This is a genomic window from Novosphingobium sp., assembly GCF_039595395.1.
Lineage (GTDB): Bacteria > Pseudomonadota > Alphaproteobacteria > Sphingomonadales > Sphingomonadaceae > Novosphingobium.
In genome coordinates, this window is the sequence record NZ_JBCNLP010000001.1 from 2940424 (window position 1) to 2955519 (window position 15096).

Sequence of the window (15096 nt, forward strand, 5' to 3'; positions counted from 1 at the left end):
GTACCATGCGCAAGATCCCTCCCCTCGCAGCGGTCCGAGTCTTCGAAGCGGCAGCGCGGCATGAGAATTTCACCGCCGCCGCGCGCGAGCTGGGCATGACCCAGGCGGCGGTCAGCCACCAGATCCGCCTGATCGAGGACCATCTGGGCCAGCAACTGTTCCGGCGTGAACGCCAGCGCGTCATCCTGACCGATGCCGCGCGCCGGGCGGCGGCGGGCATCGGTAAGGGGCTCGACACCATCGAGGCGGCCTTTGCCGACATGCGCAGCGATGATGAAAGCACGCTGACGATCTCGACCACTCACACTTTCGCCAATGCCTGGCTGGCCTGGCGGATCGGCGGCTTCCAGATGCAATATCCCGACATTGCGGTGCGCCTGCTGGTGCAGGACGGGCTGGCCAATTTCTCGGGCGATGGCGCCGATATGGCGGTGCGTCTGGGCTATGGCCCATGGCCGGATCTGGCGACGCACCGCCTGATGGAGTATGATTTCACCCCCATGTGCAGCCCCGGCTTTCTGGCGGCGCGCGGTGGGCACATCCGCCCGGAGGATCTGCTGCGCCTGCCGCGGATCAGCCCGCATGCGCAATCATGGGCCTGCTGGCTGCAGGAGGCGGGGCTGGCTCAGGCCGGTGACGCCTCGCCGCAGGGGCTGCTGATGGATTCGCAGGCGAATGAGAGCCATGCGGCGATGGCTGGTCAGGGCGTTGCCATGCTCACGCCGTTTTTCTGGCATCAGGACATGTCGGACAGGCGGCTGGTGCAGCTCTTCCCCCAGGTGTCCAGCCTCGGCATGGCCTATTGGATCGTCTATCCCGAGCATCGCCGTCGCAACCGCAAGGTGCGGCGCTTCTGCGAATGGCTGCTGGCCGAAATCGGCGTGAAGAGCGTGAAAGAACCGCTCTAGGCGGCCAGATGGATGAATTTGCGCTCCTCAAGGTAGCGGAAGGGATCGGCATCGGCATGGCCGATCAGAAAACCCTGCGCGCCATGGCAGCCATAGTGGCGCAGTGCCTCAAGCTGGGTTTGCGTCTCCACCCCCTCGGCCACCACGATGGCATTGAGCTGCTGGCACAGCACCACCACCGCCGAGACGATCGCGCGTGAGGCCTGATTGTCGGGCAGGCCGCTCACGAAGCTGCGGTCGATCTTGATCTTGTCGAAGTGGAAGCTGTGCAGATAGGAGAAGGAGGCAAAGCCGGTGCCGAAATCATCCAGCGCGATCCGCACCCCCAGATCTTTCAGCGACTGGATATAGCGCATGACGCGCTCCTCATCGTCGATCAGCACGCTTTCGGTGATTTCCAGCTCCAGCCGCGACGGGTCGAGCCCGTAACGCGCCAGCGCCTGCTCGACGATCTGCACCAGCCCCTCGACGCGGAACTGCACCACCGAAATGTTGACCGCCACCGTCAACGGCGCGGGCAGAGCGGCACCGATCGCGCAGGCCTCGTCGATCATCCATTCGCCCAGCTCGTGGATCAGGCCGATGTCCTCGGCCAGCGGGATGAACACCGCCGGAGAGATCATCCCGCGTTCGGGATGACGCCAGCGCATCAGGCATTCGAAGCCCGAAATATCCCCTGTCGCCAGATCGAGCTGCGGCTGAAGATGCGCCTCGATCTCACCGCGCTTCAGGGCGCCGCGCAGGTCGTTCTCGATGGCATTGCGCTGGACCAGACCATCACGCATGCCCGGCGAGAACTTGCGCCAGGTGCCCTTGCCGTCCGACTTGGCGTTGTAGAGCGCGACATCGGCGTAATTGAGAAATTCCTCGGCATTGGCGCAATCCTGCGGATAGATGGCGATGCCGATGCTGCCGCCCAGATGCACCACCTTGTCGCCGAACAGGAAGGGATCGCGCATGGCGGCGATCAGGCGGTCGGCGATCTTTTCCGACAGCTTTTCGACCGAGCGACCGCTGACCACCACGGCAAATTCATCGCCGCCCAGACGCGCGGGCATATCATCCGCGCGCAAGGCGTTGCGCAGGCGGGCCGCCATCTCCTTGAGCACCATATCGCCCGCCGCATGGCCGAAGGTGTCGTTCACGATCTTGAAGCGGTCGAGGTCGATTGCCAGCAGCGCCACCTGCTCATCACCTTCGGCCAGATCGATCTGCTGCAGGCGGGTGAAGAGATGGCTGAGCAGTTGCACCCGGTTGGGCAGGCCGGTCAGCGCATCGAAATGCGCCAGCTTTTCCAGACGTTCGGCCGTGCGGGCCCGCTCCTTGAGCGTCGCGCGGAGCAGATCGACCACGCCCGCCACCCCGAGATAACGGCCCTCCTCGACCACGACGAAGCCGCGCACGAGGTCGGAAAAATTTTCATGCAAGGCCCGCTCGGCGAAATCGGCGGCTTTTTCGCGCGCCTCGACCAGCAGCGAGACCGGCTCCATGATGCGGGTGATCGGGCGGCGCGCGAAGATGGCGCGGCCGAACTCGGCGGAAAACTGCATCAGGAAGCTGTTGCGCTCAACCGTTCCAATCGGTTTACCATGATCGTCCACCACGACAAGCAGCGGAGATTCCACGATTTCCTCGAACAGATTGTAGGCGGTCTCGCCCACATCGAAACTGCGCAATGCCGGCAATGGCTTCACGAGAGAACGCAGCATCATCAAATGTTTCCCAGCGACCTGACGCTGGTGGCTATAAAGATCGAGCCTTAAAACAAAGCCTGCAGCCAAAGCTGGTGGAATTTACGGGGTCGCCCCTGTAACATTGTCATAAAGCAGCAAGGTTTAGCAGATTCCCCGCAAGACAAGGGTATATTCCTGCTGGACGATCCTAGTCCAACGCCCATCAAAGGGGAAGGATGATATTGTCCCAAAACTGTAACATCCAAAATGTCTCGCGTCAGACCTTCTCCGTCGGGGCCCGTAACTTTCGGTCTGTCGTAAATGGTTGTGCGGCTTTGCGGAGGATGCGATAGCCTCTGCCGGGTGCTCGTTATCGCGCAGAAACGAGCAGGTTTTGAGCGCTGGTCGGGCCGCCAGCGACGGATGCCTTGCGGCACACGATCCGGCTCACCCCCTGTCGCCTCAACCCGGAGCCCTTGCCTCATGCACAACAACGATACGGTCACGCTGGGCCTGCTGCTGCTGATCGCCTGCCTTGTGGCGATCGTCTGCCGCCGTTTTGGCCAGCCCTATGCCATCGGACTGGTGATCGCGGGCGTGGGCCTCAGCCTCTCGGGCTATCACAGCGGCATCGAACTGACGCCCGAACTGGTGTTCAGCGTGCTGCTGCCCCCGCTGGTCTTCGAGGCAGCGCTGCATCTGGGCTGGGCGCAATTCCGGCGCGAGGGCGCCCTGGTGCTCAGCCTCGCGTTTGGCGGCACGCTGCTGTCCGCGCTGGTGGTGGCGGTGGCGATGCATGGGCTGGCGCATTGGGGCTGGCCCGCGTCGCTGCTGTTCGGCAGCCTGATTGCCGCGACCGATCCCGTCTCGGTCATCGCCATGATGAAGGAGCAAAACGCCGACAAGCGCCTGCGCTTCCTGATGGAGGCCGAAAGCCTGGTCAATGACGGCGCGGCGGCGGTGATTTTCGCGCTGATCGCGGCATGGATTGTGGGCAACGCCACCGGTGCCGCGGGCCCTGTCACCCCTTCGGGAATTGCCATGGCGCTGCTGACCACGGTGGGCGGCGGCGTGCTGCTGGGGCTGGCGGTGGCGGCGGGGCTGATGCTGATCGCCGGGCGGTCGGAGGACCATCTGGTCGAGATCACCCTGACCATGCTGGCGGCCTATGGCTCCTTCCTGCTGGCCGAGGAACTGCATGTCTCGGGCGTGCTGGCGACGCTGGCGGCGGGCATGCTGGTGGGCAATTGGGGCATCAGTGCCGACAGCAAGGGTCGCAAGCTGACCGACGAAGGCGGCAAAGCCGTCATCCGCTTCTGGGATTTCGCGGCCTTTCTGGCCAATTCGGTGGTCTTCCTGCTGATCGGCAGCCGGGGCGCGGTGCAGCCTGTCGCGGCCTTCTGGCTGCCTGCGGTGATCGGCACGCTGGCGGTGCTGGCGGGGCGCGCGGTGGCGATCTATCCCATCACGCAGCTCTTTGCGGGCACGCGCATGGCGGTCGACGGACTGACCCGGCACATTCTGTTCTGGGGCGGCCTGCGCGGCGCCCTCGCGCTGGCGCTGGCGCTGGGAGCCCCGGCCAGCCTGCCCGAGCATGATGCGCTGGTCAGCGTGGCCTTTGCCGTGGTGGCCTTCTCGATCTTCGTGCAAGGCCTGACCGTGCCGATCCTGCTGCGCAAGACCACCGCAAAAGCATAGAAGATATCGAGGGCACCGAAAGCCCCCACTGCCCCGGAAACAGGGCAGGCCGACAGCGCTTGACTCTTAAATCTACATATGTTGAAAATAGACCATGATCCGCAAACGCCGCCCTTCGAAGCAGATGATCGCCCTTCTTCAGGCGCTGTCCGACCGGCAGTGGCACCATGGCTATGATCTGATGAAGGACACCGGCCTGCTCTCCGGCACGCTCTATCCGCTGCTGATGCGGATGACCGATCAGGGGCTGGTCGAGGCGGAGTGGCGCGAACCTGCCCAGCCCGGCCGTCCCGCACGTCACGCCTATCGCCTGACCGCCGAGGGGTATGCGCTGATGCGCGACCTCGCGCTCGACGCCGGCGCGCTGTCGCCGAGGGCCGCCGGGATATGATGCCCGCCTTCTCCCGCGCCTTGATGACGCTGGCCTGCCAATGCCTGGGAGAAGGCCGACGCGCATGGGCGCAGGCGATGCAGGCAGAATTCGATATCGCCGTCGAGGACGGACGCGCGCTGAGTTTCGCGGCCGGATGCCTGATCGGCGCCTTGCGCCAGATGCCGATGCAGGAGGAAGGGCGCTTCGTCCTGACGAATTACACGCTGGCGCTCGCCGTGATGGTGCCGATCGCCGCCGTTGAAATCAGCGCTGCAATGTTTGGCCTGCCCCATCTGTTCGGCGGCCCGGGAGACCCTGGCGCGGGCATGACCTTCGCGCAAAGGCTCATCATTGGCGGCGCCTTTCGGGTGGTGGCCCCGTCGCTGACCTTGCTGCTGTTGCTCTGCGGGGGCGCGCAGTTGCGCCTCGCCTGGCTGATGCTCGAGCGCGACTGGAAGCGCGCGACCTCGACGGGCGTCGCGAATCTTGCCGCGATCACGACCTTGATCCTCTTCATGGGCTGCATGTTTCTCGATGTCGGCCAGGCCGTCACGCTGGCGGCGGTGCTGGGGATCGAACTGGCGCTGATCGCCGGTCTTGGTCGCTGGCACGCAGAGCTGAACCTGCCGCCTTCGTAACCACGGGGCTGCGTTGCCCCTTCCCCCCAGATTGCCGGAGATCCAGACGATGCCCCGAGCACGCATGACCTTCTGCGCCCTGTTGCTGGGCACAATCGCCGCCCCTCCCGCAAGCGCGCAATCCACGCCGAAAACCTGTGCCGCGCCTTCCCTCGCGGCTGGCGGCCCAAGCAATGCACATACCGCCTATGTCGAGACCAGCCTGCGACCGGCGGTCATCAAGCCGGGCGCCCCGCCCCTCACCCTCGCCGAGGAGATGCGCCGATACGACGTGCCGGGCATCAGCGTCGCGGTGATCCATGAGGGCAAGATTGCCTGGGCGCGCGGCTGGGGCCTTCGCGATCTTGCGGGCTGTGCGCCGGTCACCCCGGACACCGCCTTTCAGGCCGCCTCCATCAGCAAGGTGATCACCGCGATGATCGCGCTGCGCCTGGTCGAGCAAGGCAGGATCGGACTGGATCGGAACATCAACGCGGCGCTTCGGTCCTGGCAGATGCCCAGAGATGAAACGCTGGCACCGGGCGGCATCACCCTTCGCCAATTGCTGAGCCACACAGCCGGGCTTGGCGTTCATGGCTTCGATCACGGGTATCGGCCCGGCGAGGCCCTCCCCACGATCATCCAGATCCTCGATGGCACACCGCCTGCCGGCAATCCGCCCGTTCGCAGCATCCTGCCCGCAGGCGGACAATTCGAATATTCCGGCGGTGGTTACATGGTGACGCAACTCGCGCTGACTGACGTGAGCGGCCTGCCCTTCGCCGACCTCGCGCAACGCGAGGTGCTGGGCCCGCTGGGCATGACGCGCAGCGCCTTTGCCATGCCGCCATCGCCCCGGATCCGGGCCGACATGGCATCGGGTTCGGCTTGGGGCAAACCGATCGCAGACGATGATGCCGTCTTGCCCCAGCTTGCGGCGGCGGGCTTGTGGGCCAGCGCGGGGGACCTCGCGCGTGTGCTGATCGACCTGCAGGCTTCCGCCGCGGGCCAGAGGGGACACCGCCTGTCGCCCGCCATGACGCGGGAGATGATGACGCCGGTCAAGGGCAATTGGGGGCTTGGCCTTGCCCTTTATCCGGACGATGCCCCGCGCTTTGGCCACGATGGCGTGAATCCGGGCTTTGAGTCCTTCATGATCGCCTATGCCGGCAGGGGCGATGGCATCGTCGTCCTGACCAATGGCGGAGACGGCCGACGACTGACAGCCGATGTGGTGCGCGCGGTCGCAACCGACTATGGCTGGCCGGAGATCGCGGCCCCGGCCACCGAGGAAAAGACGCTGACACTGGCCGAGCTTGCCAGAGCCGCCGGGCATTTCGAGGGCGGCGGACTAAACGTCGATTTCGAAGCACGACCGGAGGGCCTGTTTGGCAAGCTCGTCGGCGCACCCGCCTTTGAGCGGCTGATCGCCCTGTCGCCCACACGCTTCCGATCCGAATCGATGGGGCTGACCTGCAGCTTCGCGCCGGATTTTTCGAGCTGCACCATCACCGAAGGCGGTCCGCCGATGAAGCTGGTGCGCTCGAAGGCGGCACCATAAGGCAGCGGCCTCATAGTGGATCCACCCTGAGGTTCATTCATACGAAATCGGCGCTTATTGGCTGAGCCACGAGCCCATCTGGGCGGGGCCTCCGATTATGCATGGGTCAATATCCATACATAATAATTAAACCCCGCGATTGCATGGCATATTGCATGCATTCAATCGCAGACCTATAGGGCGGACAGAATCAAGGATCCTGTTGAGGATTGCGCCGATGCCGAACCACGACACCATTGAAAGCAAGGGAAAATACATTTTCCGCTGCGGACTGAAGGGTCTTTGCCCGAAATGCGGTAAAGCGCCCATGTTCAGAAAATGGCTGAAGCTGCAGACACGCTGTCCGCTTTGCGGGCTGAATTACAACTTCGCGGCACCCGATGACGGGCCGGCCTTCTTCTCGCTCTGCATCGTCGCGTTCCCGCTCTCGTTTTTTGTGGTCTGGCTTCAGGTGGTCTTCGATCCGCCCTATTGGGTGCATCTGGTCACATCCTTCCCGCTGGTCCTGCTCGGATGCGTTTTGCCCTTGCCCTATATCAAGGGGTGGCTGGTCGCCTCGCAGTACGTCAATCACGCGCAGGAGGCTGGCACCGAGAAGCTCTGGGCTGACTTGCATGCCCGCGCCGAGACCGAAGGCCGGGACGGCTGACATGGGCGCGCCAAAGGGCCTGAATCCGGCCGCCCGCCTTGTTGCGGACATGTATGACGCGATCAACCGCCCCGATCTGTCCGGCATGATCCGCGCCGGCCATGCCGACGACTTTCCCGAGATCACAGCCGCAACCGCCTTGCTGGAACAGGATGCGGCGCGACTGGACCGGTATGAGTCAGCCCTGCGCCAATATGCCGATCCCGGCTTCTGGGATGACATGACTCCCGGCGGTGTGCTCGCGCTTCATGATGGCGGCGACATGGCAAGGAATGTTCTTGCAGGCCGCCCCGCTTTCAATCACCGGGACTGATCATCCCGTCAAAATCCATACAAACCGGTTGGAAGGTCACGATGCAAGGCTGGAACCCTGACATTCGCGCGGCAAGCGGGCCCAAATATCTCGCCATTGCCCAGGCCCTGTCGAACGACATCGAGGCCGGGATCCTTGCCGCCGGCGATCGCCTGCCGCCGCAGAGGTCCTTGGCCGAAGCGCTGGGACTGGATCTCACCACGGTGACGCGAGCCTATGGCGAAGCACAGCGCCTTGGCCTCATCGAAGGCAGCGGGCGTCGCGGCAGCTTCGTGCGGGCCAGGCCAACCGTGCCGTCATCGGTGACAACCAGCGAGGCTGGCGATACCGGCATGAACGCCCCTCCGGAAGGCTTCGGCGGTACGCTCATGAGGGAATTTCGCGAGAGCGCGAGCTGCCTGCTCGGCCCGGAGAGTGCGGCCCTGCCCTTCCAGTATCAACGCAGCGGAGGCGCGCCTTCGGCGCGCAAGGCAGGGGCAGAACTGCTGGCCGCGCGGGGCATTCCCTGTTCGGAGGATACCATTCTGGTGGCCGCCGGTGGGCAGAACGCGCTCCATGCCATCTTCAGCGCAGAGTTCAAGCCGGGCGACACGCTTGCGGTCTGTGCGCAAGTCTATCCGGGGTTGCTCGCGCTGGCCCGCCGGTTTGGCGTGACGTTGCTCCCCATCCCCTCCGATGCCGAGGGCATGGACCCCGATGCACTCAGCCATGCCTGCGCCGGTGGCACCGTGCGAGGCGTGTACCTCGTTCCCACCAATGACAACCCGACAACGGTCACCATGCCCGTCTCACGCCGGGAAGCGATTGCCCAGGTCGTTGGCACACACCATCTCTTGCTGATCGAAGACGATGCTTATGGATGGCTGCCGGAGCATCCGCTTCCTCCGATCGCCTCCCGCGTTCCGGACAACAGCTGGTATATCGCCAGCGTGTCGAAGGTCCTGACCCCCGGCCTGCGCGTCGCGTGGTTGCGCGCGCCCGATGTCGCCGGAGCCTGGCGGCTCGCCGCCGATATGCATGAAACCGCCATTATGGCGCCGCCCCTGAATGCCGCGGTCGTGACCGAATGGGTTCATACCAGGGTTTTTCACAAGTTGATCGATGAGGTGCGGTCGGAAGCCCGTCTCCGGCAGGAGATCGCGAGGGACTGCCTCACCCCCGGCTCGTTCCGCGCGCAGGACTACGGTTATCACCTCTGGGTGGACGTTCCGGACGATCTGGACAGCCGCTACCTCTGCGATGCGCTGCGCCAACACGGCCTGCCTGCCATTCCGGGGGACGCCTTTGCTGCCGACAGGTCTCTGGCCGGCCCGGCTGCCATGCGGGTTTCGATTGGAGGAACCATCGCCCGAGAGCAACTGCGGCGTGGTCTCAACCTTTTATCCGCCCTGATCAGCCCTCAGGCGCCTCGCAAGGTCAGCCTGGTCTAGACACGAATGCCCCCTGCCAGATGCCCGGCATCCGGCAGATTTCAATCTGAAACAACGTTTTGAGGTCGTGCACCTCACGATAGATCATGTCAGGAAACAGCGATGGAATGGGTTCCGGTCGTCTTCATTACATTCAAGGCTCTCGTGCTCTTCACGGGCATGTTCTTCTCGATCAAGTGGCATTACGATCAGGACAAGAAGAAGAAAAACGAAGCCAGCCAAGCGCAAGCCTCCGCCGAACATACAGCCGATGCCTCAGATGAGGCGGCCGGTAGCCAGCGATAAATTTTCCCAAAATCCATCCGAAAGCCCCCTTGGGCGCGGCTATGTTACGGCCACGATCGGGGGCGTTCGCAGCTCTGCGAATGGTCTGACGATGGAAGCGCGGAGTTTGTGCCCGGTCACCTGCGCTGGCCGTGAAACGGGGATTGCATCGCGGCGTCGGAAACCGTGACAAGCCATGGCCCTGTGCTGCAGACCAAGGTGAGAGGTTGATGGCCGGGCTTGCGCCTTGCAAGGGGCAGGTCAGCGAACAATGGCGCACCACAAAGCGCTGCCGCGTCGGTGAAATGGTGCACCCAACTGGATTCGAACCAGTGGCCTTCGGATTAGGAATCCGACGCTCTATCCTGCTGAGCTATGGGTGCTTAACCCCGCCAAACAGCAGGATGCAGAGCGCCTCTTAATCGCCGCCGGGGCGCATGGCAACGCCCCAGTCGCATTTCGCGCATCCGGTTTTTACGCGTGGGCTTCAGTTGATCTCGTCGGGCGGGGCGACCGGCACCAGCAGCGGAGCGAAGTCGATCCCCTCCTCCAGCAGGTCCTGCACGTCACGGGCAGAGGCGCGGCCATGGATCGGCGCGGCCTCCTTGTCGCCGTAATGCATCGCGCGGGCGTCTCCGGCAAAAGCGTCGCCCACCCATTGCGAGCTCTTGAGCGCCTCGGCCTGAAGCGCCGCAACCGCCTGCAGCATCGCTTTGGCTTCAGGCGGCAGAGCGGCAGGCGCGGGCGGAGCCTTGGCCGGCACAGCGGCAGGCGATGGCGCGACTTCAACCGCTTTCTGGTTGCCCTTGCGCGCCAGATTGGGCGCCATCAGCGCCTTGCTCACGCGCTGACCGCCGCATTGCGGGCAGGCCAGCAGGCCGCGCTGCTGCTGCTTGTCAAAATCCTGCGAGGAGCCGAACCAGCCTTCGAATTTATGGCCGCCCTCCTCGCACAACAGGTCGTAAACGATCATGAGACGGCTGCGGCCCCCACCGGGCGGCGGTTGCTCAGGCTGGGCAATTGCGCGCGCACCTCGGCGGTGCGGGAAGGGTCGATCTCGGCAAAGGCGACGCCAGCGGCTTCCCCGCCCATATCCAGCGCCACGCCTCCCCAGGGGTCGACCACCAGGCTGTGCCCATAGGTGGCGCGGCCATCCTCATGCGTGCCGACCTGCGCAGAGGACACCACCCATGCGCTGGCCTCCACCGCGCGGGCGCGCTGCAGCAGATGCCAATGCGCCGCGCCCGTCGGCACGGTGAAGGCGGCGGGAATGGCGATCACATCGCATTTCGCCTGCCCAAGCGCCTCGAACAAGGCCGGGAAACGCAGATCGTAGCAGATCGCAAGGCCAAGGCGGCCCAGCGGCGTTTCCACCACCACCGCGCCCTTGCCCGGCTCATAGGCGGCGGATTCGCGCCAGCGCTCGCCGGTGGCCAGATCGACGTCGAACATATGCATCTTGTCGTAGCGCGCGGCGATCGCGCCCTTGTCGTCGATGACGAAGGTGCGGTTGGCATAGCGGCCATCGGCGCCCTCTTCCCCCTCGCGGTCGATCGCCAGAGAGCCCAGCGCCACCCAGATGCCATGCTCGGCAGCCGCCTTGCGCGCGGCGGCCAGCACCACGTCATCGGCCTCCTTGCGGATGCTGGCGCGGGCGCGGGTGCGGTCCTTGTCGATCAAGCCGCACATTTCGGGGGTGAACAGCATCATCGCCCCGCCCGCCTTGGCCTGCGCTACCGCGTTAACGATCGCATCGGCATTGGCCTGCGGGTCGATGCCCGAGGTCATCTGGAACAGGGCCACCCGCGCCATGGCGTTACAGCCCTAGCATCGCGTCGAGCTTGCCCGCGCGGTCCAGCGCGTGGAGATCGTCCGACCCGCCAATCGCGGCATCGTCGATGAAGATCTGGGGCACGGTGCGCGCATCGGGCTTGCGCTCGACCATCTCGCGGCGCTTCGACGTGTCCATGGACGTGTCATATTCGGTATAGGCAACGCCCTTGCTGTCCAGCAGCGCCTTGGCGCGCACGCAATAGCCGCAGCCCCACTGCGTGTAGATCTCAACCTTGGGGGTGGTCATGGCATGTATCCTTAATGCTCGGCAAAAATCGTCATGCCCCATGTAGGTGGGGGGCTTGAAATGCCAAGCGGCTATCATACCTTCTGTCATGTGTCATGGCCCACCGGGGATGACACGCAAACCGGGGCGCCGATCGGGCCCCACATTTGTGAAATTGCTCAAAGCAAAGAGGATTTTACCCGTATGAACCGTCTGGATTTCACTCCCTATCGCCGCAGCACCGTGGGTTTCGACCGTCTGTTCGACCTGCTGGAAAACAATGCGCGCGGCAGCAGCGGGGACAATTACCCTCCCTTCAACATCGAACGCCGCGATGAGGATGCCTATCGCATCACCCTTGCCGTCGCCGGTTTCAAGTCGTCCGAGATCGACATCACCGCGCAGCAGAACCTGCTGGTGATCCAGGGCCGCAAGGCCGAGGAAGCCCAGAATGCCGGGCAGTTCCTCCACCTGGGCATCGCCCAGCGCGGTTTTGAGCGTCGCTTCGAACTCGCCGATTTCGTCCGCGTCGAGAGCGCCGGGCTGGAAGACGGCCTGCTGGTGATCGATCTGGTCCGCGAAGTGCCTGAGGCGATGAAGCCCCGCAAGATCGCCATCGGTGGCACCCAGCCGCTCAGCGTGATCGACGGCGGCGCTGCCAGCGAGGCTGACGCGGCGTAAACCGATCCGGGCCCGGTTCAGTCCGGGCCCAACTGCGCCAGCCCTCTCCCCCGCCCGGCTACCCTGCGGTGGTATCCTCTGGGTGGCTGGGCCAAGAAAGCAGATGGCGCGAGAGGGCTGGCGCCGCAAAATCCGGCTCTTCCGCCGGATTTTCAAAAAAGCTCTCAAAACAATTCGGGGGTGAGTCCGGGAAAGACTCACCCCCACGGCTTTGGCGCCGCCACGTTCCACCAAGAGCGATCCGGGTCGCTAAAGACCGCCCGCGCGGAACGAGCCATAAATCCTGTTTAACCATCTATATCATGGAATCGCGATCCACCTAAAGGGATCTCGCATCAGGCCTGCCAGAGCAGCAGACCTTGTAGGCATCCTCTCCACCAGAGACCGTTGACCGGCCCCCATCCTTATGGCGCCTTGTTGCGCCTTGGCATGCCACCGGAGTGATGCGGAAATTCCGCTCAAACCCGTGACTTGCTGTCGAAATTATCGCTGCGTTCAGCGTCAGGCAAGGCCGCCGAAACGCGGCCCGTCGCCGGCAAAGACCGGATGGGCGCGATCGAAAGCTCTCCGACCGCGCCCATCCATCTCTTCAAAGCTCAGACCAGACGCGCCTGGCGTACCGCCGCGCCGATGAAACCGGCAAACAGCGGATGCGGCTCGAAGGGGCGGCTCTTGAGTTCGGGGTGGAACTGCACGCCCACGAACCACGGATGATCCGGGCGCTCGACGATCTCGGGCAGCAGGCCATCGGGCGACATGCCCGAGAAGACCAGACCGCCCTGCTCCAGCGCCTCGCGATAGTGGCTGTTCACCTCGTAACGGTGGCGGTGACGCTCGGAGATGGTCTCGCTGCCATAGATGGTGGCGACATGACTGTTGCCCGCCAGCTTGGCCTCATAGGCGCCCAGACGCATCGTGCCGCCCAGATCGGTGTCGGCATGGCGGGTCTGCAGGCCCTCTTCGCTCATCCATTCGGTGATGATGCCGACGACCGGCTCGCTGGTTTCGCCAAATTCGGTCGAGGAGGCCGAGGTGAAGCCCGCCGTGTTGCGCGCGCCCTCGATGCAGGCCATCTGCATGCCAAGGCAGATACCGAAGAAGGGCACCTTGCGCTCACGCGCGAAGCGGACGGCCGCGATCTTGCCCTCGGTGCCGCGCTCGCCAAAGCCGCCGGGGACCAGCACGCCATGCAGCGGCTCCAGAGTGGCGGCGATTTCCTCGTCACCCTTCTCGAAGATTTCCGCGTCGATCCATTTGATATGGACCTTCACCTTGTTGGCCAGGCCACCATGGACCAGCGCCTCATTGAGGCTCTTGTAGGCGTCCTGAAGCACGACATACTTGCCGACCACGCCGATGGTGACCTCACCCTCGGGGTTGGCGTAGGACTTGGTGATGCCCTCCCAGCCGGTCAGATCGGGCGTGGGGGCCGTCAGGCCGAAGTGATGCAGCACGGCAGCGTCCAGACCCTCATTGTGGTACTGAATCGGCACGGCGTAGATGTTGGGCGCGTCAAGCGCGGGGATCACCGCTTCCTTGCGCACGTTGCAGAAAAGGGCGATCTTGGCGCGCTCATTCTCGGGCAGCGGATGCTCGCAGCGGCACAGCAGGATGTCGGGCTGGATGCCCAGGCTCGTCAGCTCGCGCACCGAGTGCTGCGTGGGCTTGGTCTTCAGCTCGCCGGCGGCGGCAATGTAGGGCACCAGCGTGACATGGGCGAAGCAGGTCTGCTCGCGGCCCAGATCGTTGCGCAGCTGGCGGATGGCCTCCATGAAGGGCAGGCCCTCGATGTCGCCCACCGTGCCGCCGATCTCGCACAGCACGAAGTCCAGACCATCGGTCTCTTCCTGCGCGAAATTCTTGATGGCATCGGTCACATGCGGGATCACCTGCACCGTCGCGCCCAGATAGTCGCCGCGGCGCTCCTTGGCGATGACGGACTGATAGATCCTACCGCTTGTGATGTTGTCGCTCTTGCGGGCCGAGACCCCGGTGAAGCGTTCGTAATGGCCCAGGTCGAGGTCCGTCTCGGCGCCATCGTCGGTCACAAACACTTCGCCGTGCTGATAAGGGCTCATCGTGCCCGGATCGACGTTGAGGTAGGGATCGAACTTGCGAATGCGGACCTTGAAGCCGCGTGCTTGAAGAAGCGCTGCGAGGCTCGCCGCCATAAGGCCTTTGCCGAGCGAGGAAACCACGCCGCCGGTGATGAAAATATACCGCGTCATGGGAATCGCGCCTTAATCGTGAGGAGGGGGGAAAGACAAGCGCCAAGGGCGCCAATCCGGAAATGAATCCACAATTGCGTGGAAGGTGTATTGCGCACAAAGCTCCGCCCGCCCCTCCGAAGCTCGGCGGGGCGGGCTGGCATCATGCTGGAATGCTTACTTTTTGGCCGCGCCGGCCAGCGGATCGAGCGGCGCTGCCGGAGCAGGGCTGTTCGTCGCGGCGGGGGCCGTGGTCTTACCCAGCGGATCGGCCGGGGCCGAGACCGGAGCGGTGGGCACCGCGCGGTTGAGCGAATCATCGACGGTCTGCGCCGAGCCGCTCTTGACCGCCAGAGCGGCCAGCAGGATCGAGAGCGCCACGAACAGGCCACCCAGGATCTGCGTCATGCGGGTCATGAAATCCGCCGCGCCACGCGCCGACATGAAGCCCGAGGGGCTGCCGCCCACACCGAGGCCGCCGCCTTCTGACTTCTGGATCAGGATCACGACGACCAGCAGAATGGTGATCAGGGCCTGCACGACCGTCAGGAACAGAAACAGGGAGGACATGAACAGGCTCTCATCGCGGAAAAACACACAAAATCGCTGGCGCATCTAGGCGTGCATCGGGCCAAGCGCAAGGGCATGGCCGCAGGATTTCAT

Annotated in this window: 16 protein-coding genes and 1 tRNA gene; 10 read left to right on the forward strand and 7 right to left on the reverse strand. The window is 64.3% G+C overall.

Going from position 1 to position 15096, the window contains the following annotated elements; genetic code table 11:
- The first annotated feature begins 5 nt into the window (after positions 1-5).
- Positions 6-908 carry a LysR substrate-binding domain-containing protein gene (locus tag ABDW49_RS13605; protein ID WP_343612568.1) on the forward strand — a complete coding sequence of 301 codons (903 nt, stop codon included), beginning with the start codon at positions 6-8 and terminating at the stop codon, positions 906-908.
- Here the strand turns inward: ABDW49_RS13605 and ABDW49_RS13610 are convergent.
- The gene (locus ABDW49_RS13610) at positions 905-2620 is read right to left on the reverse strand and encodes an EAL domain-containing protein (RefSeq protein WP_343612569.1); all 1716 of its coding nucleotides are present in this window, start codon (positions 2618-2620) and stop codon (positions 905-907) included. The two genes, ABDW49_RS13605 and ABDW49_RS13610, sit on opposite strands and share 4 nt — an antisense overlap.
- Positions 2621-3064: 444 nt before the next feature.
- Between ABDW49_RS13610 and ABDW49_RS13615 the strand changes: the two genes are divergently transcribed.
- From ABDW49_RS13615 to ABDW49_RS13650, 8 genes are all read left to right on the forward strand, one after another.
- Positions 3065-4279 carry a sodium:proton antiporter gene (locus ABDW49_RS13615; protein WP_343612570.1) on the forward strand — a complete coding sequence of 405 codons (1215 nt, stop codon included), beginning with the start codon at positions 3065-3067 and terminating at the stop codon, positions 4277-4279.
- Between the two features lie 124 nt (positions 4280-4403).
- Positions 4404-4670 carry a PadR family transcriptional regulator gene (locus ABDW49_RS13620; protein WP_343614288.1) on the forward strand — a complete coding sequence of 89 codons (267 nt, stop codon included), beginning with the start codon at positions 4404-4406 and terminating at the stop codon, positions 4668-4670.
- Positions 4671-4690: 20 nt separating this feature from the next.
- Positions 4691-5290: a hypothetical protein gene (locus ABDW49_RS13625; RefSeq protein WP_343612571.1), complete on the forward strand. Its 600-nt coding sequence runs from the start codon at positions 4691-4693 to the stop codon at positions 5288-5290.
- A 49-nt stretch (positions 5291-5339) separates the two neighbouring features.
- Positions 5340-6830 (forward strand): serine hydrolase domain-containing protein, encoded by a 1491-nt coding sequence (locus tag ABDW49_RS13630; protein WP_343612572.1) that lies wholly within the window; start codon positions 5340-5342, stop codon positions 6828-6830.
- Between the two features lie 217 nt (positions 6831-7047).
- Entirely contained in the window at positions 7048-7479 is a 432-nt protein-coding gene (locus tag ABDW49_RS13635; protein WP_343612573.1) for a DUF983 domain-containing protein, read from the forward strand.
- Position 7480: 1 nt separating this feature from the next.
- Positions 7481-7792 carry a hypothetical protein gene (locus ABDW49_RS13640; protein WP_343612574.1) on the forward strand — a complete coding sequence of 104 codons (312 nt, stop codon included), beginning with the start codon at positions 7481-7483 and terminating at the stop codon, positions 7790-7792.
- A gap of 41 nt (positions 7793-7833) precedes the next feature.
- Positions 7834-9222: a PLP-dependent aminotransferase family protein gene (locus ABDW49_RS13645; RefSeq protein WP_343612575.1), complete on the forward strand. Its 1389-nt coding sequence runs from the start codon at positions 7834-7836 to the stop codon at positions 9220-9222.
- Positions 9223-9324: 102 nt separating this feature from the next.
- Positions 9325-9507: a hypothetical protein gene (locus ABDW49_RS13650; RefSeq protein ID WP_343612576.1), complete on the forward strand. Its 183-nt coding sequence runs from the start codon at positions 9325-9327 to the stop codon at positions 9505-9507.
- 285 nt (positions 9508-9792) lie between these two features.
- Here ABDW49_RS13650 and ABDW49_RS13655 read toward each other — a convergent pair.
- The 4 genes from ABDW49_RS13655 to grxC form a co-directional block, all read right to left on the reverse strand.
- A tRNA-Arg gene (locus tag ABDW49_RS13655) sits at positions 9793-9869 on the reverse strand.
- A 104-nt stretch (positions 9870-9973) separates the two neighbouring features.
- Entirely contained in the window at positions 9974-10459 is a 486-nt protein-coding gene (locus tag ABDW49_RS13660) for a DUF1178 family protein (protein ID WP_343612577.1), read from the reverse strand.
- Positions 10456-11298 carry a carbon-nitrogen hydrolase family protein gene (locus tag ABDW49_RS13665; protein WP_343612578.1) on the reverse strand — a complete coding sequence of 281 codons (843 nt, stop codon included), beginning with the start codon at positions 11296-11298 and terminating at the stop codon, positions 10456-10458. Before ABDW49_RS13665 ends, ABDW49_RS13660 begins: the two co-directional genes overlap by 4 nt.
- Before the next feature lie 4 nt (positions 11299-11302).
- Positions 11303-11566 (reverse strand): glutaredoxin 3, encoded by a 264-nt coding sequence (gene grxC, locus ABDW49_RS13670; RefSeq protein ID WP_343612579.1) that lies wholly within the window; start codon positions 11564-11566, stop codon positions 11303-11305.
- 183 nt (positions 11567-11749) lie between these two features.
- Here grxC and ABDW49_RS13675 point away from each other — a divergent pair, with 183 nt between their 5' ends.
- A complete protein-coding gene (locus tag ABDW49_RS13675; protein WP_343612580.1) occupies positions 11750-12226 on the forward strand; it encodes an Hsp20 family protein in 477 nt (158 codons plus the stop codon).
- Positions 12227-12822: 596 nt separating this feature from the next.
- Here the strand turns inward: ABDW49_RS13675 and ABDW49_RS13680 are convergent.
- A complete protein-coding gene (locus ABDW49_RS13680) occupies positions 12823-14454 on the reverse strand; it encodes a CTP synthase (protein ID WP_343612581.1) in 1632 nt (543 codons plus the stop codon).
- 156 nt (positions 14455-14610) lie between these two features.
- Positions 14611-14994, reverse strand: coding sequence for a preprotein translocase subunit SecG (gene secG / locus ABDW49_RS13685; RefSeq protein WP_343614290.1), 384 nt, complete (start codon positions 14992-14994; stop codon positions 14611-14613).
- Positions 14995-15096 lie beyond the last annotated feature (102 nt).

What these genes read in the sequence shown, in the direction of transcription:
- ABDW49_RS13680 (WP_343612581.1), bottom strand. Translation starts at nt 14,454, where the DNA reads ATGACGCGGTATATTTTCATCACCGGCGGCGTGGTTTCCTCGCTCGGC.
- ABDW49_RS13645 (WP_343612575.1), top strand. Translation starts at nt 7,834, where the DNA reads ATGCAAGGCTGGAACCCTGACATTCGCGCGGCAAGCGGGCCCAAATAT.
- ABDW49_RS13630 (WP_343612572.1), top strand. Translation starts at nt 5,340, where the DNA reads ATGCCCCGAGCACGCATGACCTTCTGCGCCCTGTTGCTGGGCACAATC.
- ABDW49_RS13620 (WP_343614288.1), top strand. Translation starts at nt 4,404, where the DNA reads ATGATCGCCCTTCTTCAGGCGCTGTCCGACCGGCAGTGGCACCATGGC.
- ABDW49_RS13610 (WP_343612569.1), bottom strand. Translation starts at nt 2,620, where the DNA reads ATGATGCTGCGTTCTCTCGTGAAGCCATTGCCGGCATTGCGCAGTTTC.
- ABDW49_RS13665 (WP_343612578.1), bottom strand. Translation starts at nt 11,298, where the DNA reads ATGGCGCGGGTGGCCCTGTTCCAGATGACCTCGGGCATCGACCCGCAG.
- ABDW49_RS13675 (WP_343612580.1), top strand. Translation starts at nt 11,750, where the DNA reads ATGAACCGTCTGGATTTCACTCCCTATCGCCGCAGCACCGTGGGTTTC.
- ABDW49_RS13650 (WP_343612576.1), top strand. Translation starts at nt 9,325, where the DNA reads ATGGAATGGGTTCCGGTCGTCTTCATTACATTCAAGGCTCTCGTGCTC.
- ABDW49_RS13635 (WP_343612573.1), top strand. Translation starts at nt 7,048, where the DNA reads ATGCCGAACCACGACACCATTGAAAGCAAGGGAAAATACATTTTCCGC.
- ABDW49_RS13660 (WP_343612577.1), bottom strand. Translation starts at nt 10,459, where the DNA reads ATGATCGTTTACGACCTGTTGTGCGAGGAGGGCGGCCATAAATTCGAA.
- ABDW49_RS13615 (WP_343612570.1), top strand. Translation starts at nt 3,065, where the DNA reads ATGCACAACAACGATACGGTCACGCTGGGCCTGCTGCTGCTGATCGCC.
- grxC (WP_343612579.1), bottom strand. Translation starts at nt 11,566, where the DNA reads ATGACCACCCCCAAGGTTGAGATCTACACGCAGTGGGGCTGCGGCTAT.
- ABDW49_RS13640 (WP_343612574.1), top strand. Translation starts at nt 7,481, where the DNA reads ATGGGCGCGCCAAAGGGCCTGAATCCGGCCGCCCGCCTTGTTGCGGAC.
- ABDW49_RS13605 (WP_343612568.1), top strand. Translation starts at nt 6, where the DNA reads ATGCGCAAGATCCCTCCCCTCGCAGCGGTCCGAGTCTTCGAAGCGGCA.